General features: G+C 26.0%; 16 protein-coding genes and 2 tRNA genes. 10 read left to right on the forward strand and 8 right to left on the reverse strand.

Going from position 1 to position 16,679, the window contains the following annotated elements:
* The coding region (locus tag L8T82_RS04635; RefSeq protein ID WP_263725978.1) for an inverse autotransporter beta domain-containing protein at positions 1-2,803 on the reverse strand (2,803 nt) is incomplete at its 3' end.
* A gap of 737 nt (positions 2,804-3,540) precedes the next feature.
* On the opposite strand from L8T82_RS04635, the gene L8T82_RS04640 reads away from it, so the two are divergent.
* Positions 3,541-3,708 (forward strand): hypothetical protein, encoded by a 168-nt coding sequence (locus L8T82_RS04640; protein WP_263725979.1) that lies wholly within the window; start codon positions 3,541-3,543, stop codon positions 3,706-3,708.
* 607 nt (positions 3,709-4,315) lie between these two features.
* Positions 4,316-4,822 (forward strand): tyrosine-type recombinase/integrase, encoded by a 507-nt coding sequence (locus L8T82_RS04645; RefSeq protein ID WP_263725980.1) that lies wholly within the window; start codon positions 4,316-4,318, stop codon positions 4,820-4,822.
* Between the two features lie 92 nt (positions 4,823-4,914).
* On the opposite strand, the gene L8T82_RS04650 is transcribed toward L8T82_RS04645, so the two are convergent.
* Both L8T82_RS04650 and L8T82_RS04655 read right to left on the reverse strand, forming a co-directional pair.
* Positions 4,915-5,883, reverse strand: a complete 969-nt coding sequence (locus L8T82_RS04650; RefSeq protein WP_263725981.1) for a hypothetical protein — start codon at positions 5,881-5,883, stop codon at positions 4,915-4,917.
* Positions 5,884-6,117: 234 nt separating this feature from the next.
* A complete protein-coding gene (locus L8T82_RS04655; protein ID WP_263725982.1) occupies positions 6,118-6,666 on the reverse strand; it encodes a KAP family NTPase in 549 nt (182 codons plus the stop codon).
* Positions 6,667-6,989: 323 nt separating this feature from the next.
* On the opposite strand from L8T82_RS04655, the gene L8T82_RS04660 reads away from it, so the two are divergent.
* The 7 genes from L8T82_RS04660 (at position 6,990) to L8T82_RS04690 (ending at position 10,985) form a co-directional block, all read left to right on the forward strand.
* Positions 6,990-7,217: a hypothetical protein gene (locus L8T82_RS04660; RefSeq protein WP_263725983.1), complete on the forward strand. Its 228-nt coding sequence runs from the start codon at positions 6,990-6,992 to the stop codon at positions 7,215-7,217.
* Positions 7,217-7,432, forward strand: coding sequence for a hypothetical protein (locus L8T82_RS04665; protein ID WP_263664718.1), 216 nt, complete (start codon positions 7,217-7,219; stop codon positions 7,430-7,432). Before L8T82_RS04660 ends, L8T82_RS04665 begins: the two co-directional genes overlap by 1 nt.
* 243 nt (positions 7,433-7,675) lie before the next feature.
* Positions 7,676-7,903 carry a hypothetical protein gene (locus L8T82_RS04670; RefSeq protein ID WP_263725983.1) on the forward strand — a complete coding sequence of 76 codons (228 nt, stop codon included), beginning with the start codon at positions 7,676-7,678 and terminating at the stop codon, positions 7,901-7,903.
* Positions 7,903-8,118 (forward strand): hypothetical protein, encoded by a 216-nt coding sequence (locus tag L8T82_RS04675; protein WP_263664718.1) that lies wholly within the window; start codon positions 7,903-7,905, stop codon positions 8,116-8,118. Before L8T82_RS04670 ends, L8T82_RS04675 begins: the two co-directional genes overlap by 1 nt.
* A gap of 613 nt (positions 8,119-8,731) precedes the next feature.
* Positions 8,732-8,947, forward strand: a complete 216-nt coding sequence (locus tag L8T82_RS04680) for a hypothetical protein (RefSeq protein ID WP_263661706.1) — start codon at positions 8,732-8,734, stop codon at positions 8,945-8,947.
* Between the two features lie 9 nt (positions 8,948-8,956).
* Positions 8,957-9,187, forward strand: a complete 231-nt coding sequence (locus L8T82_RS04685; RefSeq protein WP_263725984.1) for a hypothetical protein — start codon at positions 8,957-8,959, stop codon at positions 9,185-9,187.
* 1,657 nt (positions 9,188-10,844) lie between these two features.
* Positions 10,845-10,985 (forward strand): hypothetical protein, encoded by a 141-nt coding sequence (locus tag L8T82_RS04690; protein WP_165955267.1) that lies wholly within the window; start codon positions 10,845-10,847, stop codon positions 10,983-10,985.
* 652 nt (positions 10,986-11,637) lie between these two features.
* On the opposite strand, the gene L8T82_RS04695 is transcribed toward L8T82_RS04690, so the two are convergent.
* Together L8T82_RS04695 and L8T82_RS04700 are read right to left on the reverse strand one after the other, a co-directional pair.
* Positions 11,638-11,713: transfer RNA gene (locus L8T82_RS04695), tRNA-Met, on the reverse strand.
* 13 nt (positions 11,714-11,726) lie between these two features.
* Positions 11,727-11,801: transfer RNA gene (locus L8T82_RS04700), tRNA-Gln, on the reverse strand.
* Positions 11,802-11,906: 105 nt separating this feature from the next.
* Here L8T82_RS04700 and L8T82_RS04705 point away from each other — a divergent pair.
* On the forward strand, positions 11,907-12,929 hold the full coding sequence (locus L8T82_RS04705; protein ID WP_133319265.1) for a bifunctional 3,4-dihydroxy-2-butanone 4-phosphate synthase/GTP cyclohydrolase II: 1,023 nt from the start codon (positions 11,907-11,909) through the stop codon (positions 12,927-12,929).
* Here the strand turns inward: L8T82_RS04705 and L8T82_RS04710 are convergent.
* Genes L8T82_RS04710 through glyS form a run of 3 tightly spaced genes read right to left on the reverse strand, consistent with a single transcriptional unit; the run spans position 12,919 to position 16,669 of the window.
* A complete protein-coding gene (locus tag L8T82_RS04710; protein WP_318530095.1) occupies positions 12,919-13,869 on the reverse strand; it encodes an SAM-dependent methyltransferase in 951 nt (316 codons plus the stop codon). The two genes, L8T82_RS04705 and L8T82_RS04710, sit on opposite strands and share 11 nt — an antisense overlap.
* Positions 13,870-13,871: 2 nt before the next feature.
* Positions 13,872-14,678, reverse strand: coding sequence for a M23 family metallopeptidase (locus L8T82_RS04715; protein WP_133319267.1), 807 nt, complete (start codon positions 14,676-14,678; stop codon positions 13,872-13,874).
* Complete coding sequence (gene glyS, locus L8T82_RS04720; RefSeq protein WP_263725986.1) at positions 14,675-16,669, reverse strand: glycine--tRNA ligase subunit beta; 1,995 nt, start codon at positions 16,667-16,669, stop codon at positions 14,675-14,677. Before glyS ends, L8T82_RS04715 begins: the two co-directional genes overlap by 4 nt.
* Positions 16,670-16,679: the final 10 nt, after the last annotated feature.

Consider the following 16,679-nt stretch of genomic DNA (forward strand, 5'->3'; position numbering starts at 1 on the left):
TATCAATAGTGGAATTTGGTAATAAACCACTTACTTTTAATACATAATCACTTTCATAGTCTATGGTTTTTTCGTGACTTTTAAAGCTTGGATAAGTTACTTTAGGAGTATATTCTTTAATCTCATAAAGCAATTCTTTTTTAAGATCTTTAGTCATAGTTTTAACTTCTAAATTTGGATTAACTTTAAATGGAGCTTTAGAAGTGATAACTGCCTTAGCTTCACCACTAGCATTAAATGTTGCTTCTTGATTACTTAAAGTAGCGTCTCCACTTAAACTCCATTCTATTTTTTCATTAGGTTTACCACCTTTTAAAGTTACTTCAACATGATCAGGCTTTGGATCTTTTAAAGCTTTGTTATTATCACTTTCATAAGCATGGATTTTATCTTTACTAAAACTAATGCTTGGGGTATATTGGTGGAGTTTGATTTCTCCACTTACTTCTTGAGTGCTAGCTGCGCTTTGATTATAAGTAGCAATGATTTGTAATCTTTTAATATTGAAATCTTTTACTCCTTCAAATACTACCTTACTCTCACCTTTATCATCAGCTGTACTTTCTTTATCGTTACTAATTCTTAAAGTTTTATTGCTTTGTATATCTTTAGCCTTCCATAAAACTTTTGTTTTTGGCATTAAACCTTTAAGTTTTACTTCAAAGTCGCTTTTATAATCAATCATTCCTTTTTCAAAGTCTTGATGAGTCACAGGATCTTTTCCAGTAGGAAGCTCCATAGTGGCTGTATAATTTTTAATCTCTAAATCTTTACTTCTTTCTTTTACTAATTCATCACTCATATTCTTAGCAATGATTTTTACTTTTTCATTTCCACTAAGTCCTATGATTTCTACATTACTCTCACCTTTATCATCAGCTATTAAATTAAGCTCTTTAGTAGTTTTATCTTTATCTATAAATAAAGCATTATCTCCTTGTATACTCCATTTAACCTTAGTAGTTTTAGCATGTAAGTTTTTATAACTTGCATGAGCTTTTTCTTTATTACCTATAATAGCTTTATCTAAGATAATATCATTATCTCCATAAATTGCTATTTGAACAAATGTTTTTAAAGTAACTCCCAATACATTAGCAATGATTTCAGCTTTTTCTTTATCTTTCATGTTTACATCAGGTTTATAGATGATATTTGAATTTCCATCTTTATCAGTTTTATCTGAATTTGGCGTTTTTTCTAAACTTCCTTTACCATTTAATTTCCAATGAATTGCCAAATCGCCTGCTAAATCATTTCCTGTAAATGTGATTAGAGATTTTTCATATCTTTGTATATTAGAAGGTTTAGCAAATATCCTAAAGTCTTCTTTTGGAGCTATGATAGTAATAGGGAAACTTTCTTGAGCATTCCCTGCTTTAGCAATTAAATTGGTTTGATGGACTCCATAAGAATGGATTATTTTTACAAAAACTTTTCCATTACTATCAGTAATATAATGATTTCCATCTTTTAAGATTACACTTTTTTGTTCAGGAGTTACACTCATAGCAACATTTTTAACTGCTTGATTAAAGCCATCTTTAAGCATAATACAATGAGTATTACCTCCCAAATTTCCGCAATAAGAAATATGATAAGTATTGTTAATAGCTTTATATTCAAGCACCATAGAATAATCTCTATCTATAAAATGAGTTCTAGAGCCTTCAATGGTATTATTTATACCTGCTAATTTTGTATCAAAAGCGTGTTTGAAGGCATCTTTATCTAAAGGTATGTTAAAATTCATAGCTATATTTGTGCCTTGTTTATCACTTTCATTACTTCTTTTATGGCTTAGCGAAAAAGTTAATGCAGGACAGGGTGAGTAAGTAATACCTCCTTCATACACTAAAGGATTTTTTTCTAAATCTTCATAGCAGTTTACATTGCCAAATGGAGCTACTTTTTCTCCATACCATTTACTCATATTAGCAAAAATAGCTACATTACTCATAGAAGGAAAAGCATATTTAATACCCATATCCCAGCCATTAGCAGGGCGTTCTAAGAAAGTTAGATCATTATTTGCATTTTTAAAATCATAACTACTAACCCAATCACTTAATCTTTGATAAATATTAGCATGGAAAGCTAGTGTATCTAACATACTTTCAAAGCCCAAAGATATTCTTTTATGCTCTCTGCTAAAATCATGATCATAAACTAAATTTAATCCTAGCATGATATTTCCTGAATTATCTAATGCTAATGCATTAGGATAATATCTTATACCACCACCAAAATGACCTATGATTCTATTATTATCATATCCACCTATACCGCTTTGTAAAAAATAAGATATTTTTGGATTATCTTCACTCATAATAGGTAAAAGAACTTTAGCATTACCACTTAAACCACCCCTATCATTATAGTTTAAATTAAACTCACTATTAATGGAGTGATTAAGAGCATGTAAATATTCTTGGATTAAAGTATTAGCTTGTAAGCTTAAATAATTGCTTGCTAAATCTCTTATAAGTTCATCTCTTTCTTTACTATCTTTGGCATTATATACATTGCCTATAGTTTGAATAACATTAACAACCTTACTAGATAATTCTTCATCTTCTTTACTAAGATTAGAATCCTTCTTTGGTTTTTCTTCTAATAGCTTTTTGACTCTTGAGTCAATGTTATTATGTTCTTTAAGTATTTGCTTTTGATCATGGTTTACATGATTAAGTGCAAGAGTTTGATTGTTATCTATAATGATTTTATCTTGATTTTTTAAAATCATTATTTGAGAAAAAAGAAAAGTGTGAATGATTAAAACAAGTAAAAGTGTTTTTTTCATATCCCCCCCCCCCGAATCCTTTGCATAAAATTTTTTATTTGTGATGAGAATATGATAACACAAAAAATACAAAAGTGATAAAAAAGTTATAAAAATATTGAAAAATAGCCAAAAAATTAATAAATATAATAATTATTTATAAATTATAATCAAAATTACTTTTATTTTTTATTAAAAAAATGCAAATAGATTTATTATTATTTAAATATATATGAAAAAAACTTATCATTTACTTTTTAAAAATAATGAAAAATAAGCTTTTTGAATTTTTATATTTATATTTTATTATACTATTTAACATTTTTAAAAGTATTAGTATTTAGTATTTTTAGATAACAGTGTAAGGTGTATTTATCATATTTGGTATATAAAGTATAAATACTAAGCTTATATATAGTAATAAATAAAGAGTATAAATACCTTATTATACTCTTTAGATAACTACAATATAGAGTTTTTGTATAAATTTGATAATAGTTGTTATAATCTTAAAATTACTTATTAAAAAAATATATTTAATTATAGTTTGTATGTTTTTATAAATTAGATAATAGGTAAAAGAATATATATAATGTTTAATGAAAAATGAAAGGTGATTAAATAAAGTTAGATATATAAAGATATTTATAGTTTTATATATTATTTTTATAAATTAAAACAAACATATTTCACAATTAAGCAAGATTGGCACAACCAAGAATTATTTAGAAACAAAAATTTTTTGAGAAATATAAAAAATGACTTTAAGTAAAAAAGAATTTGCTGAAGTATTAGGCGTTTCTTCAGGAACTATTGATAATCTAAGAAGAAAAGATAAAATACAATCTATGGAAATATCTTGCTATGTATTATTTTCCATTGAAGAAATAGCTAAAGTTATATCAGGAGTTAAATTTTTAAAATGAGATTTAACTATACAAATTATTGAATTTTCAAAAGTATATGTTATTTAGATATTTAATTTCTAAAGTATGGATACTTAGGTGTTTGATTAATAAACCACACGCTTTCCAAATCCACCATTACTTCTCTATCACGAATTATTACTACAATTAAAATCTTTTGACAAATTAAAAAAAATATTTTTTTGTACACACTTTAAAGGAAAATCAGTGATTATTGTAAATGATAGGCAACTTAAAAATTTAACTGTTGATAAAAAACTTATATCAAAGTGCTTGTACTAAAAATATATATTGAAGCTAGGGTTTTTCATGGAAATATTGATAAGAATTTTTATTTTAGATATAAACTTAATAAAAAGGGTATTCTTTTAAAATAGGAAAATATCCTATAACCATATTAACACGAGCGAGAGAGATTGCAAATGATTATAACGACATGCTATCATAAGGCATTAATCCAAAAGAACATATTCAAAAAGAAAATACTAAAAATCAAAATATAAAAAAGCACTTTATGGTACTAATAAAGTTCAAAGTTATAAAACTTCACAGATGAAGCAAGATTTAAAGAATTATTACTTACGATTAATAAGTATTTTTACAAAAGTTGCTTTGCAAATTAGTCCATATTTATTTTTTAAGAAGTGCTAATATTAGAAATTTAGAATGGAAAGAAATAGATTTTGATAAAAAAATTATTATTCGTGCTAATAAAGTTAAAGCAAGAGAGGATTTTATTATTCCGCTAAGTCAGAGTGTTTTAGACTTGCTTTTATATGTTAAAAATTTTTCTTACTCAAATTCAAAATATTTTTTTCCAAGTAATATAAGTAAATCTAAAACAATGAGTAAAAACACATTAAATCAAGCCATTAAAAGATTAGGTTTTGGTGATAAAATACTATATCATGGTTTTAGAGCTACTGCTTCAACTTTTCTTTATGAGTATAAAAATATTCATAAACAAGATAGTGAAGTTATAGAACTATGTTTAGATCATAGAGAAAGAAATAAAGTAAAAGCAGTATATAATAGAAGCTTAAGACTTGATGATGGAAGAGAGTTAATGCAATGGTGGAGTGATTTTATCGATAAATTAAAAAGAGATAAGTAGTTTAATTTTATAATGTTTGCAAATTATAAACACATAAGAACTTTTTAATTTTTGTAAATTTAATAGTATTTTATTGAATATCTTTAACGCAATTATTCTATTAGTAACTTTCTTAATACACTATTTTGTGAATTTATATATTCTACAACAACACTTTTTTTTATTTTATTTTCATCTAAATCTAAAAAATCTAAATAAGCTTGAAATAAATGATTATTTAAATCATCGTCAAATTTATGATTTATAACCATATTCTTAGAAAAATGATTAAAAAATTTCTTACAAAAATCGTTATTATTTTTAAATAGCTGTACTAATTCTTCTCTTTTAAAAAAATTATATTGCTTGATCGCTTCGGGATAAAAACTACTTTCTATATTTTCATAGCTATTAATAAGTGCATTAATATTTTCATACTTGTTTATTTTGAGTTTTTCTTTAGTTTCTTCATAATAATCTTTCCATTTTTCATTTTCTAATAATTTTAATAGGTTCTTATCTGATTTATAATCATCATGAAAATCAAATTCTAATTCTTCCATAACAAGAGCTTCTATATAGTGTTTATTGATTTTTTCTTCTATGTTGTTTAATTTTTTATTTGTAATTTGTGTGTAGGTTGAAAGTAAATTTTGATAAAAACCATAAGGAAAGCGTGTTATTCCATTTTCTGAATAAAAGTCTATTTTTAGGAGTGAATTTTCAATATCTTTTACAAATTGTTCATCACTTAAATTACCTACCAAATATTCTATCTTGTAGTTTTGAAGTTTATAATAAAGTTCAATTTTTAAAGTTTGATAAAAATCGCGTCTTAGTTGGTATTTTTCTTCTTTATTTAAATAAAACATATTTTTTAGGTATTTTTCATAAAGATGGTAGTTTGAGGAAATGTCATTTTCTTCTATTTTAATAGAAAGGTATTTTTTAATTTGAAATATTAATGAGATATAACTTAATTTTAGAGCATCTGAAAATGTTTTTTTATTGTCATACTTGCAAAACAATAAAAAACATTGCTTGTTAAAATAATCTATATGTTCTAACACATGATATAGCAATCTTAGATTTCCATTGCATTGTTCTTTATATCTTTCAAAAATAATATTTCCAATAATATTTTTTATCTCGTCTGTAATTTTAGTATATTTATTTACTTTATCTTTTATAATTGCTTTTGCTACTTCATCATTGTTTTTTATGGTTATTTCACAATCAATAACCTTTTCTTTGTATATTCGATACCAGTTTTTACTATTATATTGTTTGGTTTGTTCTTCTTTAGCTTTTTGATACTAACTATTAAAATCTTGTTCATTCTCTTCTTCTTTATTATTTTCAGTCAAATTATCATCTTGTTCTTTTAGTTCTTCCTCGTGAAAAATAACAACAACATTGCATTCTTTTTCTTCTTTAAGTAAATTTACAAGTCCTAAAATTTCTTTCAAAGAAAGATTATCAGATTTTCTTTCTATGTTATCAAAACACACAATAATATTATAAAAGTCTTCCTTTTTTAAAAAGGAAAAAATAGCATCACTATCTATATCTATTAAGCCACCACTTATACTTTTAACCAAACCTTCTAAACCTTTAAAAGTTGTTTTGGTAATTTTATTATAATCTCCATGTAGGCTTACAACTATTTCTTCTAATATTTGCTTATAACTTTCTTTACCAAAAAGATCTATATAAACAATCTTTTTATCTGCATTTATTTCAGAAAGTTTATTTTCAACTTGTTTCCATAAATAAGTTTTACCTATACCCCAAGACCCATTTATAGCTAAACATTTTTTAGAGTTGTTATCTAAAAAATTTGCAATATTATCAATCTTATTCATTATACACTCCTATAAAATATTTATGTAATTATATAAAATTATTTAAGTTTTCTATGTAACTATCCTCCAAACCTTAAAGCTATAGATAGTTACATATTCTTTTTAAAATACCCCTTACAGCTACGCACTCAGACAGCCTTTCTTTTTTTAAAAAATATATAAAAAAATACATACGCATACGCGAGAGAAAAAACAAAAAAAGTTGAGTAATTTTTTTTCAATGTTTAAACAAATTTTTGTTTTTTCTGTTATTTAATATTAAATTAATTTTTTGACTTTTATAATTATTCATATATCAAAAATAATCATAGAAAGACTCAAAAATGAAAAAAATTATCTTAGGTTTAGCAGTTATTGCTTCATTATCTAGCCTTGTTTCAGCTTCAAATCATAGTTATCATAGCAAGAAAAATTTTAATAATTCACAACAAGAATATATAGAAGGTAGAAGTATAACTTGTGCAACTTTTCATAATTGCCAGACAATACATCAACCTATTTATCAAGATGCTGGGCATAAAGTACTTTGTAAATTTGGATATTGTTTCTAATGTTAAATATGTTAAATCCTAATTCAAATATTCGCTTCCACAAGTGTATGCCTAAGGAAGTTCATCAAATATATGACACCTTAAAGCTTATGGAACAAGAAGATACAAAAAAAGTAGAAGCTGAAGCTAAAAAAGAAGAACAAAGTAATTCTACAAATGCTGATAATCAAGCAAATACTAGCAAAAAAGATCAGCTTTTAGATATATTTGCTTAATCTTAATATTAGGGCAGTGGGTTTTGTCCATCTTCCGTGCTACGCACTCAGACAGCCTTTCTTTTTTTAAAAAATATATAAAAAAATACATACGCATACGCGAGAGAAAAAACAAAAAAAAGTTGAGTAATTTTTTTTCAATGTTTAAACAAATTTTTGTTTTTTCTGTTATTTAATATTAAATTAATTTTTTGACTTTTATAATTATTCATATATCAAAAATAATCATAGAAAGACTCAAAAATGAAAAAAATTATCTTAGGTTTAGCAGTTATTGCTTCATTATCTAGCCTTGTTTCAGCTTCAAATCATAGTTATCATAGCAAGAAAAATTTTAATAATTCACAACAAGAATATATAGAAGGTAGAAGTATAACTTGTGCAACTTTTCATAATTGCCAAACAATACATCAACCTATTTATCAAGATGCTGGGCATAAAGTACTTTGTAAATTTGGATATTGTTTCTAATGTTAAATATGTTAAATCCTAATTCAAATATTCGCTTCCACAAGTGTATGCCTAAGGAAGTTCATCAAATATATGACACCTTAAAGCTTATGGAACAAGAAGATACAAAAAAAGTAGAAGCTGAAGCTAAAAAAGAAGAACAAAGTAATTCTACAAATGCTGATAATCAAGCAAATACTAGCAAAAAAGATCAGCTTTTAGATATATTTGCTTAATCTTAATATTAGGGCAGTGGGTTTTGTCCATCTTCCGTGCTACGCACTCAGACAGCCCCCGCACCCCAATTATCGCAAATCATAGTACCTTAACAGGTGCGATTTGCTAAAGCACCAAAAAGGAAAACTATCTATTAAACCCAAACCCTCTATCGTTTCTTTTAGTTTTTGCTTGTTCAAAAGAATTTTCAAAAGCTCTTTGATATTTAAGCTCTTTTTCTATTCTTTCGGCTTTTAATGGAAATATTTCTTTTAACTGCTCCACGCTTAAATTTTTTTTCGCACCATCTGCCTATTTCTTTTAGTCGAGTTTCTAATCTTTCATTATTTGTCTTGTGTGTTTCAAACAAAGTTCTTAAAGTATCTCTATCATCTTTGACTTTATCCACTTAATATTTCACTATCTCCTATCACATAGACTTTTGTGAAAATCCATCCCCTGCTTTTTTTAATATATAAAAACGCATACGCGCGAGAAAAAACAAAAAAAGTTGAGTAATTTTTTTCAATATTTAAGCAAATTTTGTTTTTTCTCTTATTTAATATTAAATTAATTTTTTGACTTTTATAATTATTCATATATCAAAAATAATCATAAAAAGGCTCAAAAATAATGAAAAAAATTATCTTAGGTTTAGCAGTTATTGCTTCATTATCTAGCGTTGCTTTAGCTTTAAATCATAGTTATCATAGCAAGAAAAATTTTAATAATTCACAACAACAAGATAGAAGTATAACTTGTGAAAATTTTCATAATTGCCAGACAATACATCAGCCTATTTATCAGCATCAAGCTTGTGCTAAATTAGGTATTTGTATAAATCACTAAAGGATAATGATGGGATTAGTATATTCTCAATGTTGTAATCAAGTTATTGATACAAGCTTGTGTTATACAGCAAAACCACTATTAAAACTTGAAGAAGCTAAATTTGAACAAGAAAAAAAAGCTGAGAATGATAATACAAAAAAAGTAGAAGCTGAAGCTAAAAAAGAAGAACAAAGTAATTCTACAAATACAGATAAAGCAGACAATAAAAAAGATCAGCTTTTAGATATATCTGTTTAATCTTAATATTAAGCGGCAGACTTTGTCCGCTTTCCGTGCTACACACTTAGACAACCCTAGCACCCATTTTAGTACAAAACATATAGCACCTATAAGGTGTATTTTATTTAGAGAAGAAAAGAAAAGGTGCTTCTTTTGAAAACCTTATCTTGCTTCTTCTCTTCTTCATCACGGTGATTGCTATTTAATGGCATTAAAAGCCGTATTTTTAAAAGTGTTTAAAAAGATTTTCTAAATCATTCATTGGTATGGTTTCTTTGATATTTACAACCGCACTCCATTTATAGTTTTTTACTTAAAAATTTTATCCTATAAGTTTGATATATTTTTCATAGCATTATTTATGATTTCATTTTTTAACGCAATTGTTTGTTTAAAATAACTAAGTGATGAAAATCTTTATTATGTTGGATTTGTATAAAATTGGATTTTAAAATTAATACTATATATTTATCTCATTGTCATGTTTATCTATAATTATTTTAAAATAATTGATAATTTTTTCAGGATTTTTATTCCATTTCTTCAAATGTTTAAAAATCAAAACTGCTATATTTATTTTAAGCTTCATTGTAGTTGGTTTTAACAAGATCAAATCAGTGATTTACATATAAATATGGCTTAGTTATATCAATCAAGTAATGAAGAAGATCATATTTTTAAAAAAAGAAAGAATTTTACTTGTAGTTCATATTATATAGAAGGCAGTACGGCATACATTATTTCAACATCAAACTTAATCAATATTTTTTAAAGATTATTGCAGTAGTTAGACATTTATTATCTTTAATATTCAAGAAGAGTATAAAATAAATTTTATTTCATGTTATCAACTTAGAAAACAAGAGTATAATTTATTCTTATATCATTTAATGACTCATAAAAAAAAGAGAGAGTAATCATTAAATAAATCTTGATTATTATTACAATAACATAATAATTGCTACAATATACCTTAGAATAATTATACAAAATATTTTAAAATTAATTTCTTATACTTATTTTATATTGCTTCAATGTGAAGATTAAAAACATCAAGATAAAATATTATCACACAAGTTCGAACACATTTGGCACTTTCTTAGTTAATAAAACTACTATCTTTTATTTACCAATCAAGAAATATTTGATTAATAAAACTAACTAAGGAATATTTATCCAAACAGATTATTTATTTAGATGTATAAAAGGATTTGCTAAATTAAGAGAATATAGTTATATTTTTGAAATAAAACATAAAATAATAGAACAAAGAATAAAAATTATATCTTTCATAAGCATCATGGTTTAAAAGCTACTTTAGAAGCTTTTAATATAGATAAAAAGACACTTTTTAGAAAACAAGAAATTTATCACAAAAATAATGATAATTTAAATACCCTAAATACAAAATACACTAAAGTAAAAAATATAAGAAGTTCTTTTGATTTGGAAATTACTTTAAATATCAAAAGACTTAGGCATATTTATATAAATTTAGATAAAGAAAGATTGTATTATTTTTTAAAGCCTACCTCCTAGTGTTTCCACCATAGGAAGAATCATCTCTAAAGATAAAATGAGAACAACACTTACAAGAATTAATTATCTAGGCCAAAATAAAAGCTACAAGAGAGAGTTAAAAATAGATAACTAAAAAAATCTTAAAACAACTCCTATGAATACTTGGGCAATAGATACTATAAAATATGTTGATAATAAAATAAAATATATACTTACTATGATAGATTTAGTTACAAGAATTGATTATACTGTAGCTTTATCTCCTAAAAAGACAAGATATACTAGCATATCTTAAAAGTTTTGTTATTATCTTAAAAACTAATAATCCTCATAAAAGAATTTAGTATACTCACAGATAATGGCTGTGAATTTAAAAAACTATGAATGTTTTATTAAAGAACTTAACACTACTCATTATTGTACTTATCTAAAGAATCTTAGAATGAATATTCATAATGAAATATTTAATAAAACCTTAAAAGAAGCATTTGTTAATTATTATAAAGATTTATTATTTATAGATCTTAAAGAATTTAATCAAGAAATGATTAAGTAGTTAGCAGCTTATAATACTATCTTGTTGCATCCGGCTTTAAAATATAAAGTCTCCTCATTTGCACTTCATCAATTAAGAAATATTTTTCTTTGTTAGACTTTAAATCAATATTGTTTTTTTCTTGCAGTCTAAAAATTTTAATACATTACCTATTTAGCAAAAAATATCATTTTTTTACATTTTTACAATAAAATACAAAGCATGTGCAACATTAATTATAAATCATACGCCTATTAAACTCGCCATTTATTCTTGTTAAATATATTTTATCTATTTTATTCTTTGTATTGTATTTTTAAAATTTCAATAATTTTAGAAATTTTAAATTAATTTGATTTTAATATTGCTAAAAAACATCTGTTGAAATAGATTATAAGTTATTTTTATATAATGGTTGCGAAGGGGAGATTTGAACTCCCGACCTTCGGGTTATGAGCCCGACGAGCTAACCACTGCTCTACTTCGCGGCATCATATGAAGTGGATGGGGTAAAGGGATTCGAACCCCTGAATGACAGGACCAAAACCTGTTGCCTTACCGCTTGGCGATACCCCAATAGAAATTTTTTATTTAAATTAAAAGTGATATTATATATTATTTTTTATACAATGTCAAGAAAAATGCTATAATATTTTTAAAATATTTTCAAGGAATGATTTTATGGGATATATAAGTATAGAACAAGCTATAAAAGAACTTCAAGATGGTAAGATGTTGGTAATGGTGGATGCAGAAGATAGGGAAAATGAAGGGGATTTGATTTTCCCTGCACAATTTAGCTCACAAGAAAAAGTAAATTTTACCATCACTCACGCAAGAGGTGTGGTATGTGTAGCATTAAGTGAGAACTTAGCTAAAAAATTTGAACTACCTTTAATGGTACCTAAAAACACATCAAATCACGAAACAGCTTTTACCATCACTGTCGATGCAAAAAATGCAACAACAGGAGTAAGTGCTTACGAAAGAGATATGACTATACAAATTTTTGCTGATGATAATGCAAAGGCGAGTGATTTTGTGCGTCCTGGACATATTAATCCTTTGATAGCAAAAAAAGGTGGAGTTTTAGAAAGAACGGGCCATACAGAAGGAACAGTGGATTTATGTCGTTTGGCAGGATTAAAAGAAGCATGCGTAATATGTGAAATTGTTAAAGATAATGGAGATATGGCTAGAAGAAGCGATTTGCTTGAGTTTTGCAAAAAACACGATATTAATATGATTACTATTTCAGATTTAATCGAGTATCGTTTAAAAAATGAAAGTTTGATTTCTTTAATTAAAGAAGAAGAAAGTATTTTAGCAGGTTTTAAAGCTAAAAAAATGACTTTTAAAGATCACAATGAAAATGAACACATAGCTTTTAGCTTTGGCACTTTGAAAGAATGCGAGAATGTTAAATTTTATCTTAGTGGAAGCGACTTTGAGCTTCTAACTTCTAATAAATTTAATGAATTATTAAAGCAGATTGAATTTTTAAGTCAAAAAGGTGGTGTAATCATTTTCATGAAAAATGAAAAACAAGAAAATATACAATTTAAAAATTATGGCATAGGAGCGCAAATTTTAAGGTATTTAAAAATTTCAAAAATCAAACTTCTAAGTCAAAATACCGATAAAGAATTTATAGGCTTAAAAGGCTTTGGGCTTGATATTACAAGCAGTGATTTTAAAGCTTAAATTCTAAAAACTTAAACTTATCGCCAAAGTTAAACATCAAATTTTTACTTTGGTTGATAAAGTTTTTATAAATTTGGAGGTTAATATTTTTAACTTGCTCGATAATTTCTTCTAAGCCAAAATCAATTAAGGCTTGATTTTGATTTTTATATTCTAACACCTCAAAGCCCTCTTCTTTTAAAACTTGTAAAAAATGATCAAAATTTACATTATATGTAATATCGCTTTTAGCAAAAAAATCTTTTAAGTTTTCTTCAAAAAGATTATACACTTGGTGATTTTTATACATTCTAATACTAATTTTTTCTTCTTTTTTTGCATAATCAAAACATGCAAAAGTTAGTTTTTCACAGGTTTGTTTTAATTTGGATAAAAAGGGTTTATAAGAAATACAAAGCTCGCTATTAGTGATAGAATATTTTTCACATTCTTTTAAAAGATCTTCATTCATAGGCTTAAAAACAATGTTTAAATCATCATCAACATATGCCATTGTTCTATCTTTTATAAGTTCACATGCAAAACAATCAAATAATTCATTAGCATAAAAAAAGGCATTTTTAAAATGACATTCTTCTAAAGAATTATAAATTTTCACATCTAAATCATATTCATCAAAAAGTTTTTTTTGAATATGTTTTAATTTTTCATGTGGCTCTATGATAAAACACTCAATCTGCTCTAAAACATCAGCTCTAAGAGTGTATAAAGCTTGTATGAAATCAAGCATTAAATGCCCTTCATTTGCCCCTATTTCTACAACTTCAACCGGTAAAGTTAATTTTTTATCATCTATAAGTTTTAAAAAATGATTAGCTAAGAGCACTCCAAAAAGATTTCCCACACTAACTGCGGTATAAAAATCTCCATTTTTGCCAACACTCACAGCTTGGGAGTAATATTTATCAATCCAATTTTGAAAAAACTCACTAAAAGCTATCATTATAAAGCATTAAATTTAGCGATAAAATCAAGTGGATCAACTTGCACACCATTAACTAAAATTCCAAAATGCAAATGTGGCCCTGTAACCCTACCGCTAGCTCCACTCAAACCTATAAGCTCACCCTTTTTTACCTTTTGTCCTACTTTTACATTAAGTTTTGATAGATGATAATACTGAGAATAAATCCCATATCCATGATCAATTACCACTGAATTTCCTGCATAATAACGATTTGAAGCAATCCTTACAATACCATCATTACTCGCATAAATTTTTGTCCCACTTGCTGCTCTAAAATCAGTTCCGCTATGATAACTTTTAAGAGTATCATTAAACAATCTTGCTTTTCCAAAAGCACTTGTAATTTTACTTTCTAAAGGGTATGTAAAATTGCCTTCAAATAAAGCCATATTGGTATAAGTATTATAAACCTTAATAGCTTCTTGATATTCTTTGCTAATGCGATCAAGTGTTTCTTTAGGTGGATTAACCTTAGAAGCACTAACTTTTAAAAATTCTTTTTTATAGTTTCCTTCGCTAAATTTTATGTTAATTTCTTCTTTAGAATTATCTTTAAATTCAGCTATTAATTTTCTATCTTTAGGATTTTTATAAGGTATAGCTATACTAACAATGACTTTATTTTTATACTCAAAAAAAGGAAGTTTTTTAGAATTTGAGCTAATTTGTAAAAAATTATTTTTATCAAATTCTAAAAAAATTACTTGCCCTTTTACAAGCTCAATCTCTCTAGCTTCTAATGCAAATACCAAAAAACAAAGTAAAAAAAGAATTTTTCTCATACACTAAGCTCTTTAATATCAGCTATTTTTAAAAACTCACGATAAATTGCACATACTAAAGCTTGACGATTGTTTTTAATATTTTCATCTTTGTCATTAATCATTACTTTATCAAAAAAAGCATCAATTTGTGGTTTTAGTGCAAAAAGGCTTTCTAAAAGCTCTTGGGTATTATTTTCTTTTGTTTTACACTGCATAAAAGCTTGGTATAAATCTTTTTCCTCTTGAATGTTAAACAAATTTTCATTAATTTGAACTTCACTTAATATTGCAATATTTGCCAAGCGCTTAAAAGTAGCAAAATTTTGACTAAAATCTGCCTTATTTGCACTTTGTATTAAAGCTTTAATACAAGAATCAATATAAATAACATCATAAGTTTTAGAGCTAAGCACAGCTTTAACAAAAGAAGCATTAACCTCATAAAAAGTATATAAACGCTCTAAGATAAAGTCTAATAAAATTTTCAAATCAAAGCTTTTATACTCACTAGCTATTGTTTCTAAAAATATCTTAAGATCAAAATTTTTATTTAAAGCTAGAATAATTTTTAAAACACCATTTGCTGCTCTTCTTAAAGCATAAGGATCTTTTGTACCACTTGGGATTTTCCCCATTGAAAAAAGCCCCACGAGTGTATCAAATTTATAAGCCAAAGCTACAATAGAACTAAATTCATTACTTGGCATAGCTGAATTATCGCCATTTGGAAGGTATTGTTCTTTAATCGCCAAAGCAAGCTCATCGCTCATACCCATAGCCTTAGCATAATAAGATCCCATAATGCCTTGAAGATCAGTAAATTCATACACCATTTGAGTACTTAGATCAGCTTTTGAGTATTCTATAGCTTTTAAAATTTCATCTTTTTGAGTATTAGCAAAAACTTCACAAAGCTTAGTAGCAATTTTTTGTTCTCTAATAATTTTATCTTTTAAGGTTCCAAGTCCTTCAAGATAAACCATTTGGCTTATTTTATCATTATTTAAACCCTGCGCTAAGTCATTTTTCCAAAAAAACATCGCATCACTTAATCTTGCTCTTAAAACTCTTTCATTTCCATTAATGATTTTAGAATAATCTTCACAAACCGCATTAGAAACTACAATAAAATGATTGCTTAGAGTATTGTTTTTAAATACTGCAAAATAGCGTTGATTTTCTCTCATAGAAGTAATTATCACTTCGCTTGGGATTTCTAAATACTCTTTTTCAAAATGCCCTAATAATGCCTTTGGATACTCTGTGATAGCTACAACTTCAGCTAAAAGCTCATCATCTTCTGCAATAGTAATATCATTTTCTTTTTCAAGTGTCTTTAACTGCTCAATAATAAGCTTTTTTCTTTGTTCTTGATCTAAAATAATATAATTTTGCTCTAAAGTTTTAAAATACTCATCAATATTCGCAAAAGCTATCAAATCATAACTAACACTTCTATGCACAAAAGTACTTTTTGCACTTTTAACGCCATAGCTTTCAAACTCAATCAATTCATCATTTAAAATACAACAAAGCGAGCGAATAGCTCTGATAAATTCAAAGCTACCATCACCCCATCTCATAGTTTTACCAAAACTCAAGCTTTTTAAAAAAGCCTCGATCATTTGAGCTAAAACCACCTTGCTTTGCAAGCCTTGTACTTGTTTTTGACAATACAATACTTCTTTACCCTTAATTTCTTTAAATTCAAGCTCTTCTTCTTTTAAACCACTTTTTTCTAAAAAGCTAAATCCTGCTTGAGTAAGCTTTCCATCTTTATAAGCTATCGCCTTAGGTGCGCCTATAAATTCCACAAAAGAATCATCTTGTTTTTCTTTAAAATTTTCATGGATAAAAACCAATCTTCTAGGAGTATAGAAAAATTTAAATTCAGATTCTAAATGATACTCTTGTAAAATCTTTTCCCATTTTTTACTAATATTTGGAAGTTCTTTTAATAAAGGAATAGCAGGAAGTTCTTCTGTACCTATTTCTATTAACAATTTCATTTTACACTCT

Origin of the sequence: Campylobacter sp. IFREMER_LSEM_CL292 (assembly GCF_025771615.1) — a bacterium.
GTDB classification, from domain to species: Bacteria; Campylobacterota; Campylobacteria; order Campylobacterales; family Campylobacteraceae; genus Campylobacter_D; species Campylobacter_D lari_D.

Excerpts from the sequence above, each read along its gene's own strand:
- L8T82_RS04640 (WP_263725979.1), top strand. The coding sequence starts at position 3,541 with ATGACTTTAAGTAAAAAAGAATTTGCTGAAGTATTAGGCGTTTCTTCA.
- L8T82_RS04655 (WP_263725982.1), bottom strand. The coding sequence starts at position 6,666 with ATGAATAAGATTGATAATATTGCAAATTTTTTAGATAACAACTCTAAA.
- L8T82_RS04660 (WP_263725983.1), top strand. The coding sequence starts at position 6,990 with ATGAAAAAAATTATCTTAGGTTTAGCAGTTATTGCTTCATTATCTAGC.
- L8T82_RS04665 (WP_263664718.1), top strand. The coding sequence starts at position 7,217 with ATGTTAAATATGTTAAATCCTAATTCAAATATTCGCTTCCACAAGTGT.
- L8T82_RS04670 (WP_263725983.1), top strand. The coding sequence starts at position 7,676 with ATGAAAAAAATTATCTTAGGTTTAGCAGTTATTGCTTCATTATCTAGC.
- L8T82_RS04675 (WP_263664718.1), top strand. The coding sequence starts at position 7,903 with ATGTTAAATATGTTAAATCCTAATTCAAATATTCGCTTCCACAAGTGT.
- L8T82_RS04680 (WP_263661706.1), top strand. The coding sequence starts at position 8,732 with ATGAAAAAAATTATCTTAGGTTTAGCAGTTATTGCTTCATTATCTAGC.
- L8T82_RS04685 (WP_263725984.1), top strand. The coding sequence starts at position 8,957 with ATGGGATTAGTATATTCTCAATGTTGTAATCAAGTTATTGATACAAGC.
- L8T82_RS04690 (WP_165955267.1), top strand. The coding sequence starts at position 10,845 with ATGAATACTTGGGCAATAGATACTATAAAATATGTTGATAATAAAATA.
- L8T82_RS04705 (WP_133319265.1), top strand. The coding sequence starts at position 11,907 with ATGGGATATATAAGTATAGAACAAGCTATAAAAGAACTTCAAGATGGT.
- L8T82_RS04715 (WP_133319267.1), bottom strand. The coding sequence starts at position 14,678 with ATGAGAAAAATTCTTTTTTTACTTTGTTTTTTGGTATTTGCATTAGAA.
- glyS (WP_263725986.1), bottom strand. The coding sequence starts at position 16,669 with ATGAAATTGTTAATAGAAATAGGTACAGAAGAACTTCCTGCTATTCCT.